Genomic DNA, 21,073 nt, shown 5'->3' on the forward strand with positions numbered 1-21,073 from the left:
TGTCACCCGAACGTGCGCCGACCCACCTCTTCCTTGACCCCGTCCACGAACATGGACCAGGACGCGGCCGAGAAGAAGAGAGGACAGGCGGCCGGGAGCTTGCTGTCCCGGACGGGGACCAGGCCGGGGTGGCCGTCGGCGACCTCGACGCAGTTGTTGTCTCCCCCGTCGCTGTAGCTCGACTTTCGCCACACGGGGGTGCTGAGGTCAAGCGTGCGGGTCATGATTGGTGCTCCTCCAGTAGGCCCCTGATGAACGCGAGCGAGTCCGGCGGGGACAGTGCCAGGTCGCGGAGCCGATCGTAGGACGGCGATGAGGAGGTCAGGGATCCATCCCTTGCGCTGATGGATGACGTTCGTGCCCTGAAACGCCGCGGACTCTCCCTCTCCCAGGAACCGCACCAGTGCGTCGCGGAGCCGGTTGACGATCTGAGCGTGGGACAGACGACCGGTGGGCGACACCTCGATGGCTCCCTCGATGATCTCAGCGCGGTAGCCCTCGGGGAGTTTCATGGCCTTCCAGGCCCGCCACAGGACCTGGTCCAGGGTGGGTCGGTTCGAGAGCTCCGGTGCGACAGCAGTCAAGGTGACACCTTCTGCGCAAGGGTGGGCTGATCACGGTAGGTAAAGCGCCACGGGTGACCAGGGGAATCGGCTCCAGGTCACCCGTTCGAGCGAGGACGGAACGGGACGCCCACCGCCTCCTGAGGCCACAGCGGGCGGTCTTATCCTCTCCCCAGTCGCGCATCCGTTCGGTGCGCCTGGGGAGGGGCACGGTTCGTGGACGAGAGTGGAGTCGAACGGGAGTACCGAAGGCGCCGGAAGCCGCCCCTGGCGTACCTGCTCCTGCCGGGACTGCTGATGATGAACGCGTTCATCCAGACCAGCCGGGTCTCCCACGACGGGGACGGGGGCGGCAGCGGGTTCTGGTGGGGGCCGCCGGCCTTCGCGCTGCTGATGGCCCTGACCATCGCGCGGATCGCGCTGGAGCAGTTCCGGGCGCGCACCAGGGTCACGGCAGCCGGGATCACCGCGCAGGGGCCGGTCCGTGCGCGGACCTGGGCCTGGTCCGAGGTGTACGACATCCGGGTCGAGCAGGCGCCGCGCGGCTCGGGGCGGATGGCCCCCCAGTGGCTCACCTACCTGTACGACTTCCAGGGCCGCCGCTTCCTGCTGTGGCAGCTCAACGACTGGCAGCTGGACGACCCCTACGCCGAGGTCGCGGAGCTGTGCCTGGCCGCCGCACCGCTGCGCAGCCTCACCTGGGAGCGCCGCCCGGACGTCGAGGAGCTGATCCTGCGCGGGGCGGCGCGGCGGAAGGCCTGGACGTGGGGGGCGTACGGCGGGCTGCTGGTCTTCTTCCTCATGTTGATGGTCGACATCTGGCAGATCGTGGTGGGGCGTCCGGACCATCCGTTCGTGCTCTTCGTGTGCGTGCCCCTGGCCTCGGGCGTCGTCCTCGCCGCCGTGCTCCAGTGGTACTGGAGCACCCGGCCGCCGCGCTCCCCGGCCCGGCAGCCGTAGCCCATCCACATCCCTCACCCAGCCCCGTCACAGCCGCTCGTCACACTTTTGTCAGATGGCGAGTCAGATGGCGAGGAAGATTTTGCTGGCCGACGACGACGCGGCCGTACGGGACGGGATCGGGCGGCTGCTCAGGTTCGAGGGTTACGAGACCGTCTTCGCCGACGACGGCAGAGTGGCCCTCGACCTGCTCGGGGCTCCGGAGAGCCGGCCGGACCTGGTGCTGATGGACGTGGAGATGCCGGGTCTCGACGGTCTGGCGGCCACCCGGCGGATCCGGGCGTCCGGGTCCACCGTGCCGATTCTCATGATCACCGGCCGGAACGCGGTCGGGGACCGGATCGTCGCCCTCGACAACGGCGCGGACGGGTACCTGGCCAAGCCGTTCGCCGCCGAGGAACTCCTCGCCCGGGTACGGGCGTTGCTCCGGCGCAACCCGCGGCGGGAGGCGGAGACGGCTCCGCCCGGGGACCGGTTCCTCGCCTACGACGACGTGTCGATGGATCTGCGGACCCGGAGCGTGCACCGCGGGGACCGGGCCCTCGACCTGACCAAGACCGAGTACGCGCTGCTGGAGTTCCTGCTGCGGCATCCCGGGCGGGTGCTCGGCCGGGAGCGGATCCTGCGGGACGTGTGGGACTTCGAGTTCGCGCCCGCGTCCAACACGCTGGACGTCTACATCATGTACCTGCGGCGGAAACTGGAGAGCCGCGGCGAACCGCGGCTCATCCACACCGTGCGCGGGACGGGGTACACCCTGCGGACGGCTCCTGCCTCCTGAACTACCACCTGAGGATCATCGTCTCGTCGGGGGCCGGTGCCGGTTGTGCCGCGATGGCCTCGGGGAGCGGGTGGGCCAGGGTGGCGTAGGCGCCGCCCCGGGCGAGGAGTTCGGCGTGGGTGCCGGCCTCCACCAGGCGGCCGCGGTCGACGACCAGGATGCGGTCGGCGTCGGGGGCCAGGGTGAGGTCGTGCGTGATCATGATGGTGGTCCGGCCCGCCATCAGCCTGCGCAGCGGGGCCACCACCTGGCGGGCGGCGATCGCGTCCAGGCCCGCGGTCGGCTCGTCGAGGACGAGGACCGGGGCGGCGCGGAGCATCGCGCGGGCGATGGCGATCCGCTGGAGCTGACCGCCGGAGAGGGCGGCCGTGCCGGGGGCGATGTGGGTGTCGTAGCCCTCGGGGAGCATGACGATGAAGTCGTGCGCCGCCGCGTCCCGCGCCGCCTGCTCGATCTCCTCGTCCGTCGCTCCGGGCCGGCCGCACTCGATGTTCTCGCGGACCGTGCCGTTGAGGATCAGCGTCTGCTGCGGGAGCAGGGCGACCTTCTCGCGGAGGAACTCCAGGGGTACGTCGGTGAGCGGGACGCCGTCCAGGCAGACCACGCCGGCCGAGGGGTCGTAGAAACGGGTGAGGAGCTTGGAGAGGGTGGACTTGCCGGCGCCGCTCTTGCCGGTGACCAGGACCAGCTCGCCCGGGCCCGCCGTGAAGTCGATGTCGCGGAGGGAGGCGCGGCGGGACTCCGGGTAGCGGAAGGAGACGTTGTGGAAGCTGACCCAGCCGCGCACCGGCCAGGGGCCGACCGGCTGGGCGGGGTCGGTGACGGCGGGCTCGGCGTCCAGGATCTCGCCGATGCGCTCCGCGCCCGCGGTGGCCGCGGTGAGGGTGAGGCCGAGCTGGCCGAGGTTGCGGATCGGCGGGTAGAGGTAGCCGAGGAAGGCCGCGAAGGCGAGGAGCTCGCCGAGGCTCATCCGGCCGGCGGAGATCTCCCAGACGCCCAGGCCGATCACGGCGAGCACGCAGAAGGTCTCCACGACCTCGACGAACTGCGCGTACATCTCGCTGAGCCGGGCCCCGCGCACGCTCGCCCGCATCCAGGCGCGGGCCTCGACGTCGAGGCGCTTCTCCTCGTCCCGGCGGCGGTTGTACGCCTGGGTGAGGACGACGTTGCCGAGGGACTCCTCCACCACGGAGGTGATCGCGCCGTCGGCGACCCGCTCGTCCTGGGAGGCCGTCCTGATCCGGCCGGAGAAGCGGCGGGCGGCGAACAGGAACAGGGGTGCGAGGACGAAGGTGACCAGTGCCAGGTCCCAGCGCAGCCAGAAGGCGGCGGCCGCGTAGAAGACGGCGGAGAAGGCGGCGGCGACGGTGCCGACGACACCGGACACCACCATCTGCTCGATGGCCTCGACGTCGCCGGTGAGGCGTTCCACCAGGTCGCCCTGGCGGTGCTGCTGGAAGAAGTGCGGGGGCAGGTCCTGGACGTGCCGGAAGACCTTGGCGCGCAGGCGCAGCACGAATCTCTCGGCGGTCCAGGTGGCCAGTGAGTTGCCGAGGTAGCCGACGAACGCGCCGAGCGCGGCGACGCCCAGCCAGGCGCCGGCCGGTCCCCAGAAGGCGGAGAGCGAACCGGCCTGCAGGGCGTTGTCGGTGAGGTCGGCGAAGAGCAGGATCGCGGCGGTCTCGGCGAGCGCGGACACCACGACACACGCGATGATCATCCACAGCCACTTGCGGTCGCCACGGGTCAGCGGCCAGAAACGGCGGAAGGCCGCACGGGCTTCTCTCATGGTCGGCAACTCCCTTCAGGGGTGTCGGGGGGGACGGGGGCGGACATGGCCGAGGCGGGGCCACCGGTGCGACCACGCGTAACCGGTGACCCCGCCTCAAGGCGTGCCTCAGTGCTTGTCGCCGATGGGGCGCTTCGGAGCCGGCTTCTTCGGCGCGGGCTTCTTCGGGGCCGGGGCCGGCTTGCGGTGCTTCTTGACGGGGACGATCTTGTGGAAGCTCATGGTGATGTTCCTCTCTCCGGTGACTTCTGTCGTGGTTCTGCAACAGTTTCTCTGCTGGGCCGCTGCAACAACCTGTGAATTGATTTGAATTACTTCTGTAAATTCTTTGTCAGCGCTCGTCGCCGACCGGGCGGCGCTTCGGAGCCGGCTTCTTCGGCGCGGGCTTCTTCGGAGCCGGAGCGGGCTTGCGGTGCTTCTTGACGGGGACGATCTTGTGGAAGCTCATGATGATTCCCTCCTTGGTGCTGGCGACTTACCGGTGACCCACAGGGCGCTTGGGCTGGGACTTCTTGCAGTCCTTCTTCTTCGGAGCCGGCTTCGGGGCGGGCTTCTCGGCCTTCTTCACCGGGACGATCTTGTGGAAGCTCATGTCCTTCTCCTTCGTTCTGTCGTCCGCGCCGTTCGCTTTCGACATGGAAAACATTACGCGACCAAAGAGGCCGAGAAAGCCATTTTCAGTTAGACCTCGATGAATTGCGGCTGAGATGAATTTTCAGGAGCAACGGGGAACCGAAGGGCGCTTCACATAGGTTTTATCCAGCAGAGAGGGCCCGGTACGCACGGGTGCGTACCGGGCCCTCGGTAGGGCTGGGAGGGGTGACTACTGCACGATCGTGATCCGGTTCGTGGCCGGCGGCGCGAGCGGGCTGGTGGCCGAGGAGTTGGCCGTCAGGTACTGGGCGAGGGCGGAGAGGTCGTCGGTGCCGACGACGTCGTCGGTGCCCTGGCCGAGGGTGGTGAAGCCGTCGCCGCCGCCCGCGAGGAAGGAGTTGGTGGCGACGCGGTAGGTGGCGGCCGGGTCGACGGCCGTGCCGTTCAGCTTCACGGACTCGGTGACGACACGGTCCGCGCCCGTCTTCGTCAGGTCCAGCGTGTAGGTGAGCCCCTTGGACGGCAGCAGGATCTTCGGGGCAGCCGCGTTGCTGCCGCTCACCTGCTCCTTGAGCACCTGGATGAGCTGCGCGCCGGTGAAGTCCTGGAGGTTCACGGTGTTGGCGAACGGCTGCACGGTGAAGCCCTCGGCGTACGTCACGACGCCGTCGCCCTCGCTCCCCTTGGCCGCGTACGTCAGCCCGGCCCGCACCCCGCCCGGGTTCATCAGCGCGAGGTCGGTCTCCGGGTCCAGCTCCTTGCCGTAGGCGAACTGGGCGTCGGCGATCAGGTCGCCCATCGGGGACTCGGTACCGGTGTTGTTGACGTCGGCGGAGACGTAGCCGATGGCGCGGTTGCCGATCGGGGCGGCGAGGGTGTTCCACCTGCCGATCAGCTCGGTCATGTCGGGCGCCTTGGCGACGTCCCGGCTGACCACGTGGTTCGCCGACTTCACGGCCGTACGCGCGATGTCACCGGTGTAGCGGTCGTAGGTGAGGGTGGTGTCGGTGTAGAGGCGGCCGAACGAGGCGGCCGAGGTGACCGTGCGGGGGTTGCCGGCCGGGTCGTCGATCGTGCACGCGTACGCGGTGTGGGTGTGGCCGGTGACCAGCGCGTCCACGGCCGGGGTCACGTTCTTCGCGATGTCGACGATCGGGCCGGAGATGCCGCTGCCGGCGCCCGGCGAGTCGCAGTCGTAGTCGTAGTTGGACGAGGACGGGAAGCCGCCCTCGTGGACCAGCGCCACGATCGACTGGACGCCCTGGCGCTGCAGCACCTTGGCGTACTTGTCGATGGTCTCGACCTCGTCCTTGAAGGCCAGGCCCTTGACGCCGTCGGCGGAGACGATGCCGGGCGTGCCCTCAAGGGTGACGCCGATGAAGCCGATCCTGACGTCCTTCTTCTTCCACACCCAGTAGGGCTTGAGGATCGGCTTGTCCGTCTTCTCGTCGAGGACGTTGGCCGCCAGGTAGGGGAAGTCGGCGCCCTTGAACCTCTTGTCGGTGTAGCAGCCGTCGGTGGGGTGGCAGCCGCCGTTCTGGAGGCGGGCCAGTTCGCCGGCGCCCTCGTCGAACTCGTGGTTGCCGACCGTCGTCACGTCGAGGTCGAGCTTGTCGAGCGCCTCGATGGTCGGCTCGTCGTGGAAGAGGCCGGAGATGAGCGGGGAGGCGCCGACCAGGTCGCCGCCGGCGGCGGTGACGGAGTACGCCTTGCCCTTGCGGGCCTGCCGCAGATGGGTCGCGAGGTACTCGACACCACCGGCGTCGACGGTCTTCGTCGTCCCGTCGGCCTGGGTCTCGGTGACCCGGCCCGAGGAGCCGGACGGCGGCTCCAGGTTGCCGTGCAGGTCGTTGAAGGAGAGCAGTTGAACGTCCTGGTAGCGGCTGGGGCCGTGGTGGCCGTGGCCCTCGCCGGAGTGCGCGTCGGCGGGCAGCGCGCTCGCCAGGGCGGCGACGGCGGCGAGGCCTGCGGCCGACGCGAGCAGCGTGTAGGTACGGCGTCCGGACGGTCTGGACTGCGCGTGCATGGAACCCCCCTGTGGGTCTGCTGAGAAGTGGCCCGGTCCGGCGCAGCCTAGGGTCAACGCGCGTAGCGCAACAGGGTGTTCATGGTTACATCTTGGTTTCCGGTTGCCCTTCCCTTTACCTTCCCCCGGTGTCCCCACTTTGCCGATCCGGCCCCGTACCCTCGTACGCATGACCAGCGACGACACCGCACGGCCGCCCATGTACTCCCGCTCCATCGACACCTACTCCGCGCTCACCCCGGATCAGGCCGACGCCGTACGGGAACTGCTGGCGGAGGCCGCGCGGGCCGACGGCCAGCAGCCGGTGTCCGAGCAGGGCCGCCTCCAGCTCGACGGCGGCGCCCGGGAGGGCGTCTCCCATCTGCTCCTCTGCGTCGGCGACGAACTCGTCGGCTACGCCCAGCTGGAGGACACCGACCCGGTGGAGGCGCCGGCCGCGGAACTGGTCGTCCATCCGGCCCACCGGGGCCACGGCCACGGCCGCGCGCTGGGCTCCGCCCTGCTGGCGGCCTCCGGCAAGCGGCTGCGGGTGTGGGCGCACGGCGGCCACTCGGCGGCCCGCCACCTCGCCCAGGTCCTCGGCCTCACCCTGTTCCGCGAACTGCGCCAGATGCGCCGCCCGTTGACGGACCTGGACCTGCCCGACCCGAAGCTGCCCGAGGGCGTCACCGTCCGCACCTTCGTGCCCGGCCAGGACGACGCGGCCTGGCTCGCCGTCAACGCCGCCGCCTTCGCCCACCATCCGGAACAGGGCTCGCTCACCCAGCGCGACCTGGACGACCGCAAGACCCAGCCCTGGTTCGACGCGGCCGGTTTCTTCCTCGCGGAACGCGACGGCGAACTCCTCGGCTTCCACTGGACCAAGGTCCACGACGCGGAACGCCTCGGCGAGGTCTACGTCCTCGGCGTCTCCCCCGCCGCCCAGGGCGGTGGCCTCGGCAAGTCCCTCACCACCATCGGCCTGCGCCACCTGGCCGACCGCGGCCTGCCGACGGCGATGCTGTACGTCGACGCCGACAACACCGCGGCGGTCGCCGTCTACGAACGCCTGGGCTTCACGACTCACGAGACGGACCTGATGTACCGCACGGAGACCTGAGCCCCCCTCACCGGCCGCCCCGCACCACAGGGCTCAGCCCGCCGGGCAGTCGTCCGGGCCCTTCGGTGCCTTCACGCCGAGCAGGCGGGCCGCCTCGGCGGTCGTCGTGTCCGGGGAGGTCAGCTGCTGCCAGTGGGACCTGACGCGGGACGCGACCGTGTCGTGCGGCTCCCGTAGCAGTTCCCGTACGACCTGGGTCTGCTGGGCCGAGACCGACATGCTGCCGCCGTCCGGGGTGAGGACCGCGGCCGAGCCCTTGAGGCTGTCGTCGATGCGGAGGTGGCGGAAGGTGGCCGTGGGGGTGGGGTCGGTGGCCAGGGCCAGCCACATCGTCGTCACCACGCGGGCGTCGCACATGTCCTCGGAGGCGTGTTCGCTGCCCGCGACCAGGACCCGGGCGACCCCGACCGCGAACTCGGGGACCCGGTTGCCGCCCCACTGGGTGCCGACGGTGACCGTGCCGGGGGTGGAGCTCGTCGGGAGGGTGGCGTCCGTGGTCAGGTCGGTGATCTCCTGGATGCGCTGGCGGACGGTGAGCCGGGTGGTGGCCGCGTCGCCGCCCGCCTCGGACCGGACGCGGTGCACCACCGCGGCCCAGTCGACCGTCCAGCCCTCCCAGTCCGGGTACGCGCAGTAGCGGGAGCCGGCGCGCTCGACGCACGTCTGGAACTTCGCCGGGTGGTCCGCCTCCGCCTTCCGCGCGGCCTGCAGACCGGCGGAGTCCCCCGGTGTCTGACCTGCCGCCCCGGCCACCGCCGCCGCCAGGGCCACGGCCGCCGCCGCCTTCAGGACCCGCGCCCGGCCGCCGGCCACCCACATCGCCACACACACCACCAGCACCGTGAGCCCGAGCAGGTACAGCGCGTGCCAGCCCGCCGGGCGGCCCAGCAGTTCGCCGGGGACCGGGGTGCCGCCGTTCTCCAGCACGGCCGGCCACAGCCAGTCCACGCCGTGCGTGCCCGAGCCGCCGGGCAGCAGGCTGGTGCCGAACCCGATCACGAGCAGAAGGAGCAGCGGGGCCGCCGGGTGGGGCAGGACCCGGGCCAGCAGCACACCGACCGCGCCGGCGAGCAGGACGGCCAGCGGGGCCACCGCCAGTTCGAAGACCGAGCCGTGGCCGACCGCGCCCGGCCGCAGCGCCGCCCGGGCGAACTGGACGCCGACCACCAGGGCCACACCGAGCGCGAAGGGCACGACGGACAGGGCGTGGGCCAGCGTGCGGCGCGCGGGCGCCATCGCCAGCACCCCGAACTGCTCCTCCAGGCTCCGCCGCCGGTTGAGCAGCGCCGCCCGGTGCACGCACACCAGCAGGGCGACGGCGAACAGCTCCGGGCCGCCCTGGGTGGAGCGGTCCACGTCGTGCAGGACGGGATACGCGTCCATGCCCTCGTCCCGGCCGAACAGGCCGTAACCGACGTAGGCGAGATACAGCAGGCCGAAGAGGAGCAGCGGGACCTGCAGGAGGAGCTGGCGCGCCTCGAACAGGGCCAGGGCGAAGACGGACGCGGACGCGTTGTCGCGCTCGTGGTCCACGGGGCCGGCCGTCTCCGGCTCCTTCACGAGTGCCGTCGTCATGCCGCCACCTCGGTGGTCTCGGTGTCGAGGACCAGCAGGTAGCCGTCCTCCAGGGTGGGTTCGAGCAGGTCGGCGCCGGTGGGCGGGTCGCCGACGTTGCGGAAGGTGCCGGTGCCGGTGCGCCAGCCCGCCCGGGCGCCCGTGGCGCGTTCCGCGCTGCTCCACACGCGTCCGGCCGCGCGGGCGGTCAGCTCGGCCGGCGTGCCGTCGAAGCGGACCCGGCCGCCGGCCAGCACGATCACCCGGTTGCAGAGCATCGCCACGTCCTCGGTCTGGTGGGTGGAGAGCACCACCGTGCGGCCCTCGCCGGCCTCCGCGATCAGTTCCCGGAACCGCATGCGCTGTTCGGGGTCGAGTCCGACCGTCGGCTCGTCCAGGACCAGGAACCGGGGGTCGCCGACGAGCGCGGCGGCCAGCGCGACCCGCTGCCGCATCCCGCCGGACAGCCGCTTGATCCGCCTGCCGCGCACGTCGGCCAGGCCCACCTGGTCGAGGACGCGCCGCACCTCGCGATGGCGGCCGCCGCGGTCGGTGAGCTCCTTCAGGATGGCGACGTAGTCGACGAACTCGAAGGCCGTGAAGTCCGGGTGGAAGCCGGGGGTCTGCGGAAGGTAGCCGAGCGTGCGGCGGACCGCGAGCCGGCCGGCCTGGGTGGCCGGGTCCTCGCCGTACACCGTGAAGGCGCCGCCGTCCGGCGGCACGGCGGTGGCGAGGACCTTCAACAGGGTGGTCTTACCGGCCCCGTTGGGCCCGAGCAGGCCCGTGACGCCGTCCGTCAGGGACAGGGTGACGCCGTCGAGCGCCGGGGTGCCGCCGTAGCGCACGGAGAGGCCGGCGGCGGAGACAGTGGTGTTCAACGTAGGACTCCAGCGATCGGTCGATCGGACGGTCGGTCAGTAGGGCTTGGCGTCGAAGCGGTCGCGCACCTGGTGCAGCAGGAGCGTCGCCAGGGCGGCGAGCGCGGCGGCCACCGACTGCCCGGCCGTGGTGAAGGCGGCCGGTGTCTGCGTCGGGTGCAGCGCGGCCACCGCCATCAGGGCGGTCCACGCCACGCCGACCAGTCCGGGCCCGAGCAGCGGGCCCAGCCGTGCGGAGAGGGCGAGGCCGGCCCCGGTGAGCGCGAGGGCGGGCAGCAACCAGCCGAAGGCGAGCAGACCGTAGCCGGGAAGGGCCAGCGCGGCCAGGCAGTTGAGGCCGAGGGAGGCGGTCAGCGCGGCCACCGTGCGGATCATCAGCAGCCGGAAACCGTGCGTCGGGGCGACCGCGGCCATCTCGTACGTCGGGTCGAGGACCGGTCCGTACGACAGTGCCACCGCGGCGAGCGGAAGCAGCGGGGCGAGGGCCAGGAACAGGGCCGGAGCGTCCACCGCGTGGACCACGAGGACCGTCGCAGCCAGCACGGACGCCACCGACACCAGCCAGGAGCGGCGCAGCACCGGGGTCGCGGTGAGCAGCCGTGCGGTGTGCGCGGCGACCCCGAGCCGCACCAGGAGCCGTTCCCCCGGTCCTGGCCGCGGCGCGTCCAGTTCGGCGTCCAGGCGCTCCCAGCCGGCCTCCAGCGCGGCCGGGTCGGACACCGACGCGAGGACCGCACGGCAGTCGGCGCAGGAGCCGACGTGGGTGTCGGCCGACCAGAGCAGCGGCGCCGCCAACTCGCCGCGCGCGTAGGCCCGTAGATCCACTTCAGACACATGCCAGGTCATGCGAGCTCCTCCCGCAGCTGCTTGCGCGCCCGCATCGCGCGGGTCTTGACCGTTCCCGGCGGGATGCCGAGCAGGACCGCCGCCTCCCGGGTGGTCAGCCCGTCGATCACCGTCGCCTGGAGCACCGCCCGCAGTTCGGGCGAGAGCCGGACCAGGGCCCCGGCGAGGTCCCCGTGCTCCACCCCCGCGAGCACGCGTTCCTCCGCCGAGACCTCGTCCCGGTGCCGCAGCCGGGCCAGTGCCTGCCGCAGCCGGCCCCGCGCCCCGTCGCCGCGCGCCACGTCGACCAGCCGCCGCGAGCCGATCCGCCACAGCCACCCGGCCGCGTCGGGGTTCACACCGTTCTCGGTGGTCTCCTGATACCGGGCGCTCCCCCGCCACACCGCGAGGAACGTCTCCTGCACGACGTCGTCGACGACCGCCGGATCCGCGCACCGGCCGCGCAGCCGCGCGGTCAGCCACGGCGCGTACCGCCGGTACAGCTCCTCGAAGGCGCGCCGGTCCGAGTCCGCGGCTATGGCCCGCAGCAACTCCCCGTCGCTTCTCGTTGCGCTCACGTCCCCTCATCGCACGGGCCCTGCCGATCGGTTCACGGAACCGGCCTTGACTTTCCGAACAGTCCTGCACCACCCTTTCACTACTCAATTAGTGAAAGGGTGGTTGTACGGGTGGTCGAGTACCGCATCGACCGGCGCTCCGGCGTCGCCACCTACGTCCAGATCGTCCAGCAGACCAAGCAGGCCCTCCGTCTGGGCCACCTCCAGCCGGGAGACAGGCTGCCCACCGCCCGCGAGGTGGTCGAGGCCACCGCCATCAACCCCAACACGGTCCTGAAGGCCTACCGGGAGCTGGAACGCGAGGGCCTGGTGGAGGCCCGGCGCGGCCTCGGCACCTTCGTGAAGCGCTCCCTGGGCACCGCCCCGGCCGAGTCCCCCCTGCACGGGGAGCTGGACGACTGGGCCGCCCGGGCCCGGGCGGGCGGCCTGGACCGCGACGACGTGGCCGCGCTCTTCACCGCCGTACTCGAAAAGCACTTCCAAGGAGAGAGTTCATGACCGACACCGCGATAGCGGCGTCCGCGCTCGGCAAGCGGTTCGGCCGGCGCGGGGGCTGGGCGCTGCGCGACTGCACCTTCCGGCTGCCCGCCGGGCGGGTCTGTGCCGTCGTCGGGCCCAACGGAGCGGGCAAGTCCACGCTCCTCGCCCTCGCCGCCGGTCTGCTGGGCGCCACCGAGGGCGAGCTGACCGTCCTCGGCACCACCCCTGCCGAGGCCCGCACCCGGATCGGCTACGTCGCCCAGGACAAGCCGCTCTACCCGCAGCTCACGGTCGAGGAGACCCTGCGGATGGGCGGCGACCTCAACCCGGAGCGCTGGGACGCTGCCACCGCCGAGCGGATCGTGGCCGCCGGCGACCTGAACCCGAAGTCCCGGGTCCGCACCCTCTCCGGCGGCCAGCGCACCCGGGTCGCGCTCGCCCTCGCCCTCGGCAAGCGGCCCGAACTGCTCCTCCTGGACGAGCCGATGGCCGACCTCGACCCGCTCGCCCGGCACGAGCTGATGGGCGTGCTGATGGTGCAGGCCGCCCAGCACGGCACCACCATCGCGATGTCCTCGCACGTGGTCGCCGAGCTGGAGGACTCCTGCGACCATCTGCTGCTGATCGGCGGCGGCCGGGTCCGGCTGGCCGGCGAGATCGACGACCTGCTGGCCGCCCACACCCGGGTCGCCGCCACCGCCGACACCGACCTCGCCCCGCACACCGTCGTCGAGTCCCGCACCACCGGCCGCCGGCTCAGTGCCCTGATCCGCCCGGCCGGCCCGCTCCCCGACGGCTGGAACCCGGAGACCCCCTCCCTGGAGGACCTGGTCCTCGGCCACCTCCGCAACCCCGAGGCCCCGGCCCTGGCCCCGACCGAGGAGACCGTCGCGTGACCGCCCTGTCCGCACCCGCACCCGCGCCCACGGCCAGGCCCCACCTGACCCGCTGGCTGCTGCGCCTGCACCGCCCCGCGCTGTACGTCTGGGCGGCCCTCGTCCTCCTCACCGCCACCGTGCTGATCCTGCTGCAGGGCCCGTTCGCCGACGCGGCGGCCGAGGGCTGGCGGCAGTACGACAGCTGCGGGTTCAGCGCCAAGTGCTCGTACGACCAGAGCGCGATCCTGCGCTACAAGGACTGGTACAACTACACCACCCTGGCCGCGGCCGCGGTGCCCTTCCTCACCGGCGCCTGGGCGGGCGGCGCGCTCCTCGGCAGCGAGCTGGAGTCCGGGACCGCGCAGCTGTCCTGGGCCCAGTCCAGCACCCCGGTCCGCTGGCTCACCGTGCGGCTGGCCACCCCGGCCGCCCTCGTCACGGCGGGGACGGCTCTGCTGGCCTGGCTGCACCATCTGGCCTGGGCCGCGGGCCGTGGCCGTGTCCACAGCGCCAAGGACTGGTACGACGTCGGGACCTTCCACACCGGCGGCCCCACCCTCGTCGCCCTGTCCCTGGCCGGGCTCGCGACGGGCGCACTGGCGGGGCTGGTGCTGCGGCGGTCGCTGCCCGCGCTGGGCGTCGGCCTGCTGCTGTCGGGCCTGATCTGGGGCACCACCCTGCTGCTGCTGCCCCATCTGTGGCCGACGCTGAGCCGCAGCGGACATGGCTACGTGACATCGCCCGCCGGCTCCTGGACGGTGAGCCAGGGCGGGAACGCGGCTCAGTACCATGTCACATACCACCCTTACTCCCACTACTGGCCGCTCCAGCTGACCGCCACGGCCCTGCTCCTCGCCGTCACGGCCGTGCTCACCGCCGCCTGCTACCTGGTGCTGCGCCGCCTCACCGGACGGGCGGCGACCCGATGAGCACCCCGATGAGCACCCCTGCGGCGACCGTCGGCGGGGGGCTGCCGCGGACCGTGCTGCGCCTGCACCGCCCGGCGCTGCTGACCTGGGCCGTGTTCGTGGCGGGGACGTGCGGCTGGCTGGTGTGGCTGACGAAGGTCGCCGCGAAGGACCCGGACCTGCAGGGCCTGCCCTGCACCGATCCCTGCGACCGGCTCTACCTCCTGCTCGACTACCCGACCCAGCTGGACTGGGCCGGCACCCTGATCGGCTACGCCTTCGTCGGCGTCGCCGCGTTCGCGGGCGGTGCCCTGATCGGCCGTGAACTGGAGTCCGGTACCGCGCAGTTGGCATGGACCCAGGGCGTCACCCCGGCCCGCTGGCTGGCCGCCAAACTGGCGCTGCCCGCCCTCGCGCTCACCCTGGGCGCCACCGCCCTCGTCCTGGTCTTCCGCTGGGCCTTCGCCGCCCGGCCCGACCCGGTCTGGGCCGAGAACTGGTACGGCGCCTCCATGTTCGCCGCGCGCGGCCCGCTGGTGGTGGCGTACCCCCTGTGCGCGCTCGCCGTCGGCACCCTGACCGCGCTGCTGCTGGGCCGCACGCTGGCCGCGCTGGGCACGGCGGTGGGGGCGATGTGGCTGTTCGGCTCCGTCCTGACGTACTGCCGGCCGTACCTGTGGCCCACCCTCACCCGCACCGGGCCGCACGCCTTCGACCTCCCGGACAGCGCCTGGCCGGTGAGCGAGGGCTCGAACACCCACGGCCGCTTCGCCACCTACCACCCCGCCTCCCACTACTGGCCCCTGCACCTCACCGAGACCGGGATCGTGCTCGCCGTCGCCGCCCTCGCCGCCCTCCTGTCCTTCCGCCTCCTCAGGCACCGCACGGAGTCCGCCGCATGACCGCCCCGGTCGCCGCTCCCCCGGCGCCCTCGCCGGGATCGCGCTCGGCCGCACCCTGCCGGCGCTCGCCGCGGCCGCGGCCGTCACCCTCGTCGTACGGTTGTACCTGCGCGAGGCGTGGAAGCCGCTGCACGGCTTCTGGGCCGTCCACCTCGCCGCCACCGGCATGGTGCTCGTCCTCGCCGCAGCGGCCGTCGCCAGCGCGTGCTGCCTCTTGCGGCGCCGGGCCCGCTGAGGGACCGTCGGTCCCGCGCGTCCCCCGGACGGCGGAAGGACATGCGGTGCGGCAGGAAGGTCGTACAGGATCGTCACTTTCGTGATCCTCCGCGCCCGCACGGGCTGATCTCGGACGCCCGCGAGCCGCTCCCCGCTATCCCGCACGCCATGTCTTCGTAACCATTGGTTCAGACGGACTTGCGACGCTCAGCCAATGAAGCCCGCCGTGCCAGAGTCTTCGCCGCCCCCGGAGGGGTTCGAGGGAAACGGGGTCGTCCAGCTCCCACCCGCGCGTTCCGACGCGCCTGTGACGGCCCGGGCGCGGAAGAATGGGGTCATGAGTCAGCAGAACGCCCAGGCAGCCGAGGTTCAGCACACACAGCCTTCCGTGGGCTCCATCGCCGCGCACCGCCCGCACACGGTGGCCGCCGCCGTCTCCGATCTGGAACCCGACATCGACGCCGACCTCGACGGGTACGAGGAGTCGCCGTACGACGGGCCCCAGCTGCCGCAGGGCCGCTTCCTGGACCGGGAGCGCAGCTGGCTCGCGTTCAACGAGCGGGTGCTGGAGCTCGCCGAGGACCCGAACACGCCGCTGCTGGAGCGGGCGAACTTCCTGGCGATCTTCGCGAGCAACCTGGACGAGTTCTTCATGGTCCGGGTGGCCGGACTGAAGCGCCGGATAGCCACCGGCGTGGCCACCCGGTCCGCCTCCGGGCTGCAGCCGCGCGAGGTGCTGGAGATGATCTGGGCCCGCTCCCGTGAGCTGATGGCCCGGCACGCCGCCTGCTACCACGAGGACGTCGCCCCCGCGCTCGCGGAGGAGGGCATCCACCTGGTCCGCTGGAGCGAGCTGATGGAGAAGGAGCAGGCGCGGCTCTTCACGCTCTTCCGGCATCAGATCTTCCCGGTCCTGACCCCGCTCGCCGTGGACCCCGCGCACCCGTTCCCGTACATCTCCGGCCTGTCCCTGAACCTGGCCGTGGTCGTACGCAACCCGGTCAGCGGCCACAAGCACTTCGCCCGGGTCAAGGTGCCGCCGTCGCTGTCCCGCTTCCTGGAGAGCTCCCCGGGCCGGTACGTACCGATCGAGGACATCATCGGCGCCCACCTGGAGGAGCTGTTCCCGGGCATGGAGGTCGTGGAGCACCACGCCTTCCGGCTGACGAGGAACGAGGATCTGGAGGTCGAGGAGGACGACGCGGAGAACCTGCTCCAGGCCCTGGAGAAGGAGCTCATGCGGCGCCGCTTCGGGCCGCCGGTGCGCCTGGAGGTCGAGGAGTCCATCGACCGCGACGTCCTCGACCTGCTGGTCCGCGAGCTGAAGATCTCCGAGGCCGAGGTGTACCCGCTGCCGGGTCCGCTCGACCTGACCGGTCTCTTCCGCATCGCGGGCCTGGACCGGCCGGAGCTGAAGTACCGCAAGTTCATCGCGGGCACCCACCGCGACCTCGCCGAGGTCGAGTCCGCCTCCGCGCCCGACATCTTCGCCGCGCTGCGCGAACGGGACGTGCTGCTGCACCACCCGTACGACAGCTTCTCCACCTCCGTGCAGGCCTTCGTCGAGCAGGCCGCCGAGGACCCGGACGTCCTCGCGATCAAGCAGACCCTGTACCGGACCTCCGGCGACTCCCCGATCGTCAACGCGCTCATCGACGCCGCCGAGGCCGGCAAGCAGGTCCTGGTCCTGGTCGAGATCAAGGCCCGCTTCGACGAGCACGCCAACATCAAGTGGGCCAAGCGCCTGGAAGAGGCCGGCTGCCATGTCGTCTACGGCCTGGTCGGGCTCAAGACCCACTGCAAGCTGTCCCTGGTGGTCCGCCAGGAGGGCGAGACACTCCGCCGCTACAGCCACGTCGGCACCGGCAACTACCACCCGAAGACCGCGCGCCTGTACGAGGACCTCGGCCTGCTCACCGCCGACCCGCAGGTGGGCGCGGACCTGTCCGACCTGTTCAACCGCCTCTCCGGCTACTCCCGCCGGGAGACGTACCGCCGCCTGCTGGTGGCCCCCAAGTCGCTGCGCGACGGTCTGATCGCGCGTATCGAGAAGGAAACCCAGCATCACAAGGCCGGGCGCCCCGCGTTCGTCCGCATCAAGGTCAACTCGATGGTCGACGAGGCGATCATCGACGCCCTGTACCGCGCGTCCATGGCGGGCGTGCCGGTCGACATCTGGGTCCGCGGCATCTGCGCGATACGGCCGGGCGTCACCGGCCTGTCGGAGAACGTCCGGGTCCGCTCGGTCCTCGGCCGCTTCCTGGAGCACTCCCGGGTCTTCGCCTTCGGCAACGGCGGCGAACCCGAGGTGTGGATCGGCAGCGCCGACATGATGCACCGCAACCTCGACCGCCGGATAGAGGCCCTCGTCCGGGTCACCGACCCGGCCCACCGGGCCGCGCTCAACCGGTTCCTCGAAAGCGGCATGTCCGACTCCACCTCCTCCTGGCACCTGGGCCCGGACGGCGAATGGACCCGGCACGCGACCGACGCCGACGGACAGCCGCTGCGCAACATCCAGGAGATGCTCATAGACGCCCGGAGGCGCCGGCGTGGCACAGCAACACCTTGAACCGACGGACCCCACGACCCGGGCCGTGACCGGGGAAGCCCTGGCGGCCTACCTGCGCGCCCGGGCCACGGAGTTCCTCCGCGCGCTGCGCCTGCACCGGGAGACCGGGACGGCGAGCGCGGCGGAGGAGTCCGTCGACGCGGCCCGCGCCCTGCGCCGCTCGGCCCGGCGCATCAGCGGCAGCCTGCACACCTTCCGTCCGCTCCTCGACACCGACTGGTCCGAGGAGATCCGCCCGGAACTGGCCTGGCTGTCAGGCACGTTGGGCCTTGAGCACGCCTACGAGGCCCGGCTGGAGCGCCTGTTGCTGGCTCTGCATCGCCTCTCCGGCTCAACGGCCCTGCCGGGTCAGGCGACTTCGGAGGCGCCTCAGGAGCGCGGCAACCTCACGGTCGGGGCGGCCAAGGCGGGCGCCCTGCTGGACCGCCAGCTCACCCTCGCCCGCACCCGCGCCCACTCCACGGCCCTCCAGGCGCTCGGCTCCTCCCGCTTCCACGCGGTCGCCGACAAGGTCGCGGTGCTGGCCAGCGAGGTACCGCTGACCGCGGCGGCGCCCGCCACCGACCTGCGCCCGCAGGCGGCGGCGGCCGAGGAACGCCTCACCGACGCCATCGCCGCGCTCCCCCTGGTCACCGCGGGCCACCCCTACAACGCGGAGGCCCTGGTCCACGGCCTGTCCCCGGACCCGGCCCCGCACCCGCAGGACGGCCCCTGGCACCAGGTCCGCCTCCTGCTGCGCCTGCACCGCTACGCCCGCGAGGTGCTCTGCGGCGAGGGCGCACCGGTGGACGTGCGGCTGCTCGCGGCCGGCCAGGCCCTGAACCGGCACCGGGACGCCTCGGAAGCCGCCGCCGCGGCCGCCGCGGCGGCCCGCACCCCGCGCATCGCCCCCGCGACGGCCTACGCCCTCGGCGTCCTCCACGCCGACCAGCGGCACGAGGTCGAGGCAGCGCGCTTCGCCTTCCAGCAGGCGTGGCAGAAGCAGCCGCTGGAGGCGGTGTGAACGACACCCCGGTCCAGGCGGCGGGCTGCGTCCTGTGGCGCCGCTCGCCGGTCGACGGCGACCTGGAGGTCTGCCTCGTCCACCGCCCCAAGTACGACGACTGGTCCCACCCCAAGGGCAAGCTCAAGCGCGGCGAGGACGCGGGCACGGGCGCGTTGCGCGAGGTGGCCGAGGAGACCGGCTACACAGCCGCCCTCGGCAGCGAACTCTCCACCGCCCACTACTACGCCAACGGCCGCCCCAAGGAAGTCCGTTACTGGTCCGGCGAGGCAGGCGAGGGCCACTTCACCCCGAACCACGAGGTGGACCGGATCCTCTGGCTCCGCCCCGCGCAAGCCCGCCGACAACTCACACAGCCCAGGGACGCCGAACTGGTGGACGAACTACTGGCCTCACTGCACAACACGCAGTAGCCACATACGACTCCCACCGCGCGGACGCGACACACGGCACAACGCAGCCGACGCGAGAACAGCCGACGTAAGGGGCGCGGGAACTGCGTGAGAAGCCCCACCGGCCCGCGGTCACCACACGACCGCGACTCACCCCCCGGCCAAGTGCCCTTCCGCATCGGTTCGCGCCAGGCTTCTCGCCCTTCTCGCCGGCCCCCGCCACCCACACGTGCACCGCGCGAAACAGAACCGCCCATGTTCAACCGTGCTCGCGTCGTGTCCCGCACCCTGCAGGGCCCGCCCGGAACCGTCTTCCTGCGCCACACCGACAACGTTACCCACGCCCGGTAAAGCACTGGTATGCGTGACGGCCCCACCCACCCCTCGTTAAGCGGAACAACGCGGGACCCGTGACGGACGTACCGGCTGGGGGTAGGCAGGCGATGGAACGGCGGCAGCACTGGCGCGCTGGAAAGACGGCCGTCACCGTAGGGCTCGTGGTCGGCCTCGGCGCATGCGCCACCGGCTGCGGCGGCGCCACGGCGGAAGGCGCCGGCGGCACCCCCGGCCACAACCCGGTCACCCTCCTGAAGCGCACGGCGGACACCCTGCGCGCCACCCGCACCTCCCAGGCGACGACCTCGATGGAGATGGCCACCGGCGGCACCCGGGTCACCATCCGCGGCAAGGGCGTCTACGACTACGTCCGGCAGCTCGGCAGGCTCACGGTCGTCCTCCCGCAGGACCCGGCCGGCGCCTCCGAGCACCGCCCGATCACCGAACTCCTCGCCCCGGGCGCACTGTTCATGAAGAACCGGGGCGCCGGGGTGCCCGCCGACAAATGGGTCCGCGTGGAGACCGCGACACTCTCCGACGGCAACCTGGTCACCGGCGGCGCCACCGACCCGTTCGCCGCGGCCGAGTTGCTGCGCGGCACCCGCACCGCGACGTACGTGGGCAGGACCGAGCTCGCCGGGACCGACGTCCGGCACTACCGCGGCACCGCCGACCTCGCGGTCGCCGCCCGCTCGGCGTCCGCCGGCGACAGGGCGGCCCTGGCCGCCGCGGCGAAAGGGTTCGCCACCGCCGAGGTCCCGTTCGACGTGTACCTCGACGACCAGGGACGGATCCGGAAACTCCGGCAGCGGTTCAGCTTCGTCAACGACAGCGGCAAGGGCACGGTGGCGGTCGCCTCGACAACTCTGCTGTACGGTTTCGGCACTCCGGTGGACGTGAAGCTGCCGCGCTCCGCGGACATCTACGCCGGCCGGATCGCCGAAAACCAGCCGACGCACTAGTCAGGCGACGGCGTCGTACAACCTGTGAACTAGCCCGTCCGTGCCATGCGCGTTGTGTAGACCGCTGCCTACTCTAGGAAGTCGGTGACGGCAGAGAAGAGGTGATGCACGTGGCTCCGGTCGGCGGTACGGCAGTTCAGGACCACGTGGCCCTCGCCGAGATCGAGCTGTGCGGAGAACTGATCATCGCGGCGTCGGCCGCCGAGGACCGGCTCAGCCTGGAGAGCATCGACGAGGTGCTGCGCGTGGGCGAGGAGCGCGAGGCCCACTGATTCAGGCCAGACGGGTCAGGCGCGGTCAGGTCCGCAGCATGCGGGCGATGGCCTGGGTGGCCTCCTCGACCTTGGTGTCGATCTCGTCTCCGCCCTTGACCGCCGCGTCGGCGACACAGTGCCGCAGGTGCTCCTCAAGGAGTTGCAGGGCGAAGGACTGCAGGGCCTTGGTCGACGCCGAGACCTGGGTGAGTATGTCGATGCAGTAGGTGTCCTCGTCCACCATGCGTTGCAGACCCCGGATCTGGCCCTCGATCCGGCGCAGCCGCTTGAGGTGCTCGTTCTTCTGCTTGTGGTAACCATGCGTGGTCGCCGCCGGCACTCCGCTTCCGGAGGGTGTCGTGGCGCCGGCCTCGGTGGTCGTCATCGCGTCCTCCGCATCGTCGATACATATACCCCTGGTGGGTATATGGTAACGAACTTTGCTGGGTATAGGGCCCTCGGGACGCCCCCGTGCTGATCACCATGCCCGATGGGCGAAACTGGAGGGCGGCCCATTAGCCGT

21 protein-coding genes are annotated in these 21,073 nt (G+C 71.8%); 13 read left to right on the forward strand and 8 right to left on the reverse strand.

Annotated features, from left to right (window positions below):
- Positions 1-2 precede the first annotated feature (2 nt).
- Entirely contained in the window at positions 3-224 is a 222-nt protein-coding gene (locus OHB00_RS24015) for a DUF397 domain-containing protein (protein WP_406437432.1), read from the reverse strand.
- 555 nt (positions 225-779) lie between these two features.
- On the opposite strand from OHB00_RS24015, the gene OHB00_RS24020 reads away from it, so the two are divergent.
- Together OHB00_RS24020 and OHB00_RS24025 are read left to right on the forward strand one after the other, a co-directional pair.
- Positions 780-1,523: a PH domain-containing protein gene (locus OHB00_RS24020; RefSeq protein ID WP_406437434.1), complete on the forward strand. Its 744-nt coding sequence runs from the start codon at positions 780-782 to the stop codon at positions 1,521-1,523.
- A 67-nt stretch (positions 1,524-1,590) separates the two neighbouring features.
- Entirely contained in the window at positions 1,591-2,304 is a 714-nt protein-coding gene (locus OHB00_RS24025; protein ID WP_406437437.1) for a response regulator transcription factor, read from the forward strand.
- A gap of 1 nt (position 2,305) precedes the next feature.
- Here OHB00_RS24025 and OHB00_RS24030 read toward each other — a convergent pair whose 3' ends face one another.
- Positions 2,306-4,093 carry an ABC transporter ATP-binding protein gene (locus tag OHB00_RS24030; protein WP_406437439.1) on the reverse strand — a complete coding sequence of 596 codons (1,788 nt, stop codon included), beginning with the start codon at positions 4,091-4,093 and terminating at the stop codon, positions 2,306-2,308.
- A gap of 823 nt (positions 4,094-4,916) precedes the next feature.
- A complete protein-coding gene (locus OHB00_RS24035; RefSeq protein ID WP_406437441.1) occupies positions 4,917-6,713 on the reverse strand; it encodes a bifunctional metallophosphatase/5'-nucleotidase in 1,797 nt (598 codons plus the stop codon).
- A 169-nt stretch (positions 6,714-6,882) separates the two neighbouring features.
- On the opposite strand from OHB00_RS24035, the gene mshD reads away from it, so the two are divergent.
- Positions 6,883-7,812 carry a mycothiol synthase gene (mshD, locus tag OHB00_RS24040; protein ID WP_406437443.1) on the forward strand — a complete coding sequence of 310 codons (930 nt, stop codon included), beginning with the start codon at positions 6,883-6,885 and terminating at the stop codon, positions 7,810-7,812.
- A gap of 33 nt (positions 7,813-7,845) precedes the next feature.
- Here mshD and OHB00_RS24045 read toward each other — a convergent pair whose 3' ends face one another.
- Genes OHB00_RS24045 through OHB00_RS24060 form a run of 4 tightly spaced genes read right to left on the reverse strand, consistent with a single transcriptional unit; the run spans position 7,846 to position 11,647 of the window.
- On the reverse strand, positions 7,846-9,387 hold the full coding sequence (locus OHB00_RS24045) for an ABC transporter permease (RefSeq protein ID WP_406437445.1): 1,542 nt from the start codon (positions 9,385-9,387) through the stop codon (positions 7,846-7,848).
- Complete coding sequence (locus OHB00_RS24050; protein WP_406437447.1) at positions 9,384-10,244, reverse strand: ABC transporter ATP-binding protein; 861 nt, start codon at positions 10,242-10,244, stop codon at positions 9,384-9,386. Before OHB00_RS24050 ends, OHB00_RS24045 begins: the two co-directional genes overlap by 4 nt.
- Positions 10,245-10,280: 36 nt before the next feature.
- Complete coding sequence (locus OHB00_RS24055) at positions 10,281-11,090, reverse strand: zf-HC2 domain-containing protein (protein ID WP_406437449.1); 810 nt, start codon at positions 11,088-11,090, stop codon at positions 10,281-10,283.
- Positions 11,087-11,647, reverse strand: a complete 561-nt coding sequence (locus tag OHB00_RS24060) for an RNA polymerase sigma factor (RefSeq protein WP_406437451.1) — start codon at positions 11,645-11,647, stop codon at positions 11,087-11,089. The genes OHB00_RS24055 and OHB00_RS24060 overlap by 4 nt, the downstream gene beginning before the upstream one ends.
- Before the next feature lie 111 nt (positions 11,648-11,758).
- Here OHB00_RS24060 and OHB00_RS24065 point away from each other — a divergent pair, with 111 nt between their 5' ends.
- The 10 genes from OHB00_RS24065 (at position 11,759) to OHB00_RS24110 (ending at position 20,568) form a co-directional block, all read left to right on the forward strand.
- Positions 11,759-12,145: a GntR family transcriptional regulator gene (locus OHB00_RS24065; protein WP_406437453.1), complete on the forward strand. Its 387-nt coding sequence runs from the start codon at positions 11,759-11,761 to the stop codon at positions 12,143-12,145.
- Positions 12,142-13,023, forward strand: a complete 882-nt coding sequence (locus OHB00_RS24070) for an ABC transporter ATP-binding protein (RefSeq protein WP_406437455.1) — start codon at positions 12,142-12,144, stop codon at positions 13,021-13,023. Before OHB00_RS24065 ends, OHB00_RS24070 begins: the two co-directional genes overlap by 4 nt.
- Positions 13,020-13,934: an ABC transporter permease gene (locus tag OHB00_RS24075; RefSeq protein ID WP_406437457.1), complete on the forward strand. Its 915-nt coding sequence runs from the start codon at positions 13,020-13,022 to the stop codon at positions 13,932-13,934. Before OHB00_RS24070 ends, OHB00_RS24075 begins: the two co-directional genes overlap by 4 nt.
- A gap of 8 nt (positions 13,935-13,942) precedes the next feature.
- Positions 13,943-14,815 (forward strand): hypothetical protein, encoded by an 873-nt coding sequence (locus OHB00_RS24080; RefSeq protein ID WP_406437459.1) that lies wholly within the window; start codon positions 13,943-13,945, stop codon positions 14,813-14,815.
- A 100-nt stretch (positions 14,816-14,915) separates the two neighbouring features.
- Positions 14,916-15,050 (forward strand): hypothetical protein, encoded by a 135-nt coding sequence (locus tag OHB00_RS24085; RefSeq protein WP_406437461.1) that lies wholly within the window; start codon positions 14,916-14,918, stop codon positions 15,048-15,050.
- Between the two features lie 195 nt (positions 15,051-15,245).
- Complete coding sequence (locus OHB00_RS24090) at positions 15,246-17,603, forward strand: RNA degradosome polyphosphate kinase (RefSeq protein ID WP_406437463.1); 2,358 nt, start codon at positions 15,246-15,248, stop codon at positions 17,601-17,603.
- Positions 17,584-18,606: a CHAD domain-containing protein gene (locus tag OHB00_RS24095; RefSeq protein WP_406437465.1), complete on the forward strand. Its 1,023-nt coding sequence runs from the start codon at positions 17,584-17,586 to the stop codon at positions 18,604-18,606. The genes OHB00_RS24090 and OHB00_RS24095 overlap by 20 nt, the downstream gene beginning before the upstream one ends.
- Positions 18,603-19,019: an NUDIX hydrolase gene (locus OHB00_RS24100; RefSeq protein ID WP_406437467.1), complete on the forward strand. Its 417-nt coding sequence runs from the start codon at positions 18,603-18,605 to the stop codon at positions 19,017-19,019. Before OHB00_RS24095 ends, OHB00_RS24100 begins: the two co-directional genes overlap by 4 nt.
- Positions 19,020-19,441: 422 nt before the next feature.
- Positions 19,442-20,296, forward strand: a complete 855-nt coding sequence (locus tag OHB00_RS24105; protein ID WP_406437469.1) for a hypothetical protein — start codon at positions 19,442-19,444, stop codon at positions 20,294-20,296.
- Positions 20,297-20,400: 104 nt separating this feature from the next.
- Complete coding sequence (locus OHB00_RS24110; protein WP_406437471.1) at positions 20,401-20,568, forward strand: hypothetical protein; 168 nt, start codon at positions 20,401-20,403, stop codon at positions 20,566-20,568.
- Positions 20,569-20,593: 25 nt separating this feature from the next.
- On the opposite strand, the gene OHB00_RS24115 is transcribed toward OHB00_RS24110, so the two are convergent.
- Positions 20,594-20,935 carry a metal-sensitive transcriptional regulator gene (locus OHB00_RS24115; protein ID WP_406437473.1) on the reverse strand — a complete coding sequence of 114 codons (342 nt, stop codon included), beginning with the start codon at positions 20,933-20,935 and terminating at the stop codon, positions 20,594-20,596.
- Between the last annotated feature and the right edge of the window lie 138 nt (positions 20,936-21,073).

It is taken from the genome of Streptomyces sp. NBC_00631, from assembly GCF_045206895.1.
Classification (GTDB): domain Bacteria; phylum Actinomycetota; class Actinomycetes; order Streptomycetales; family Streptomycetaceae; genus Streptomyces.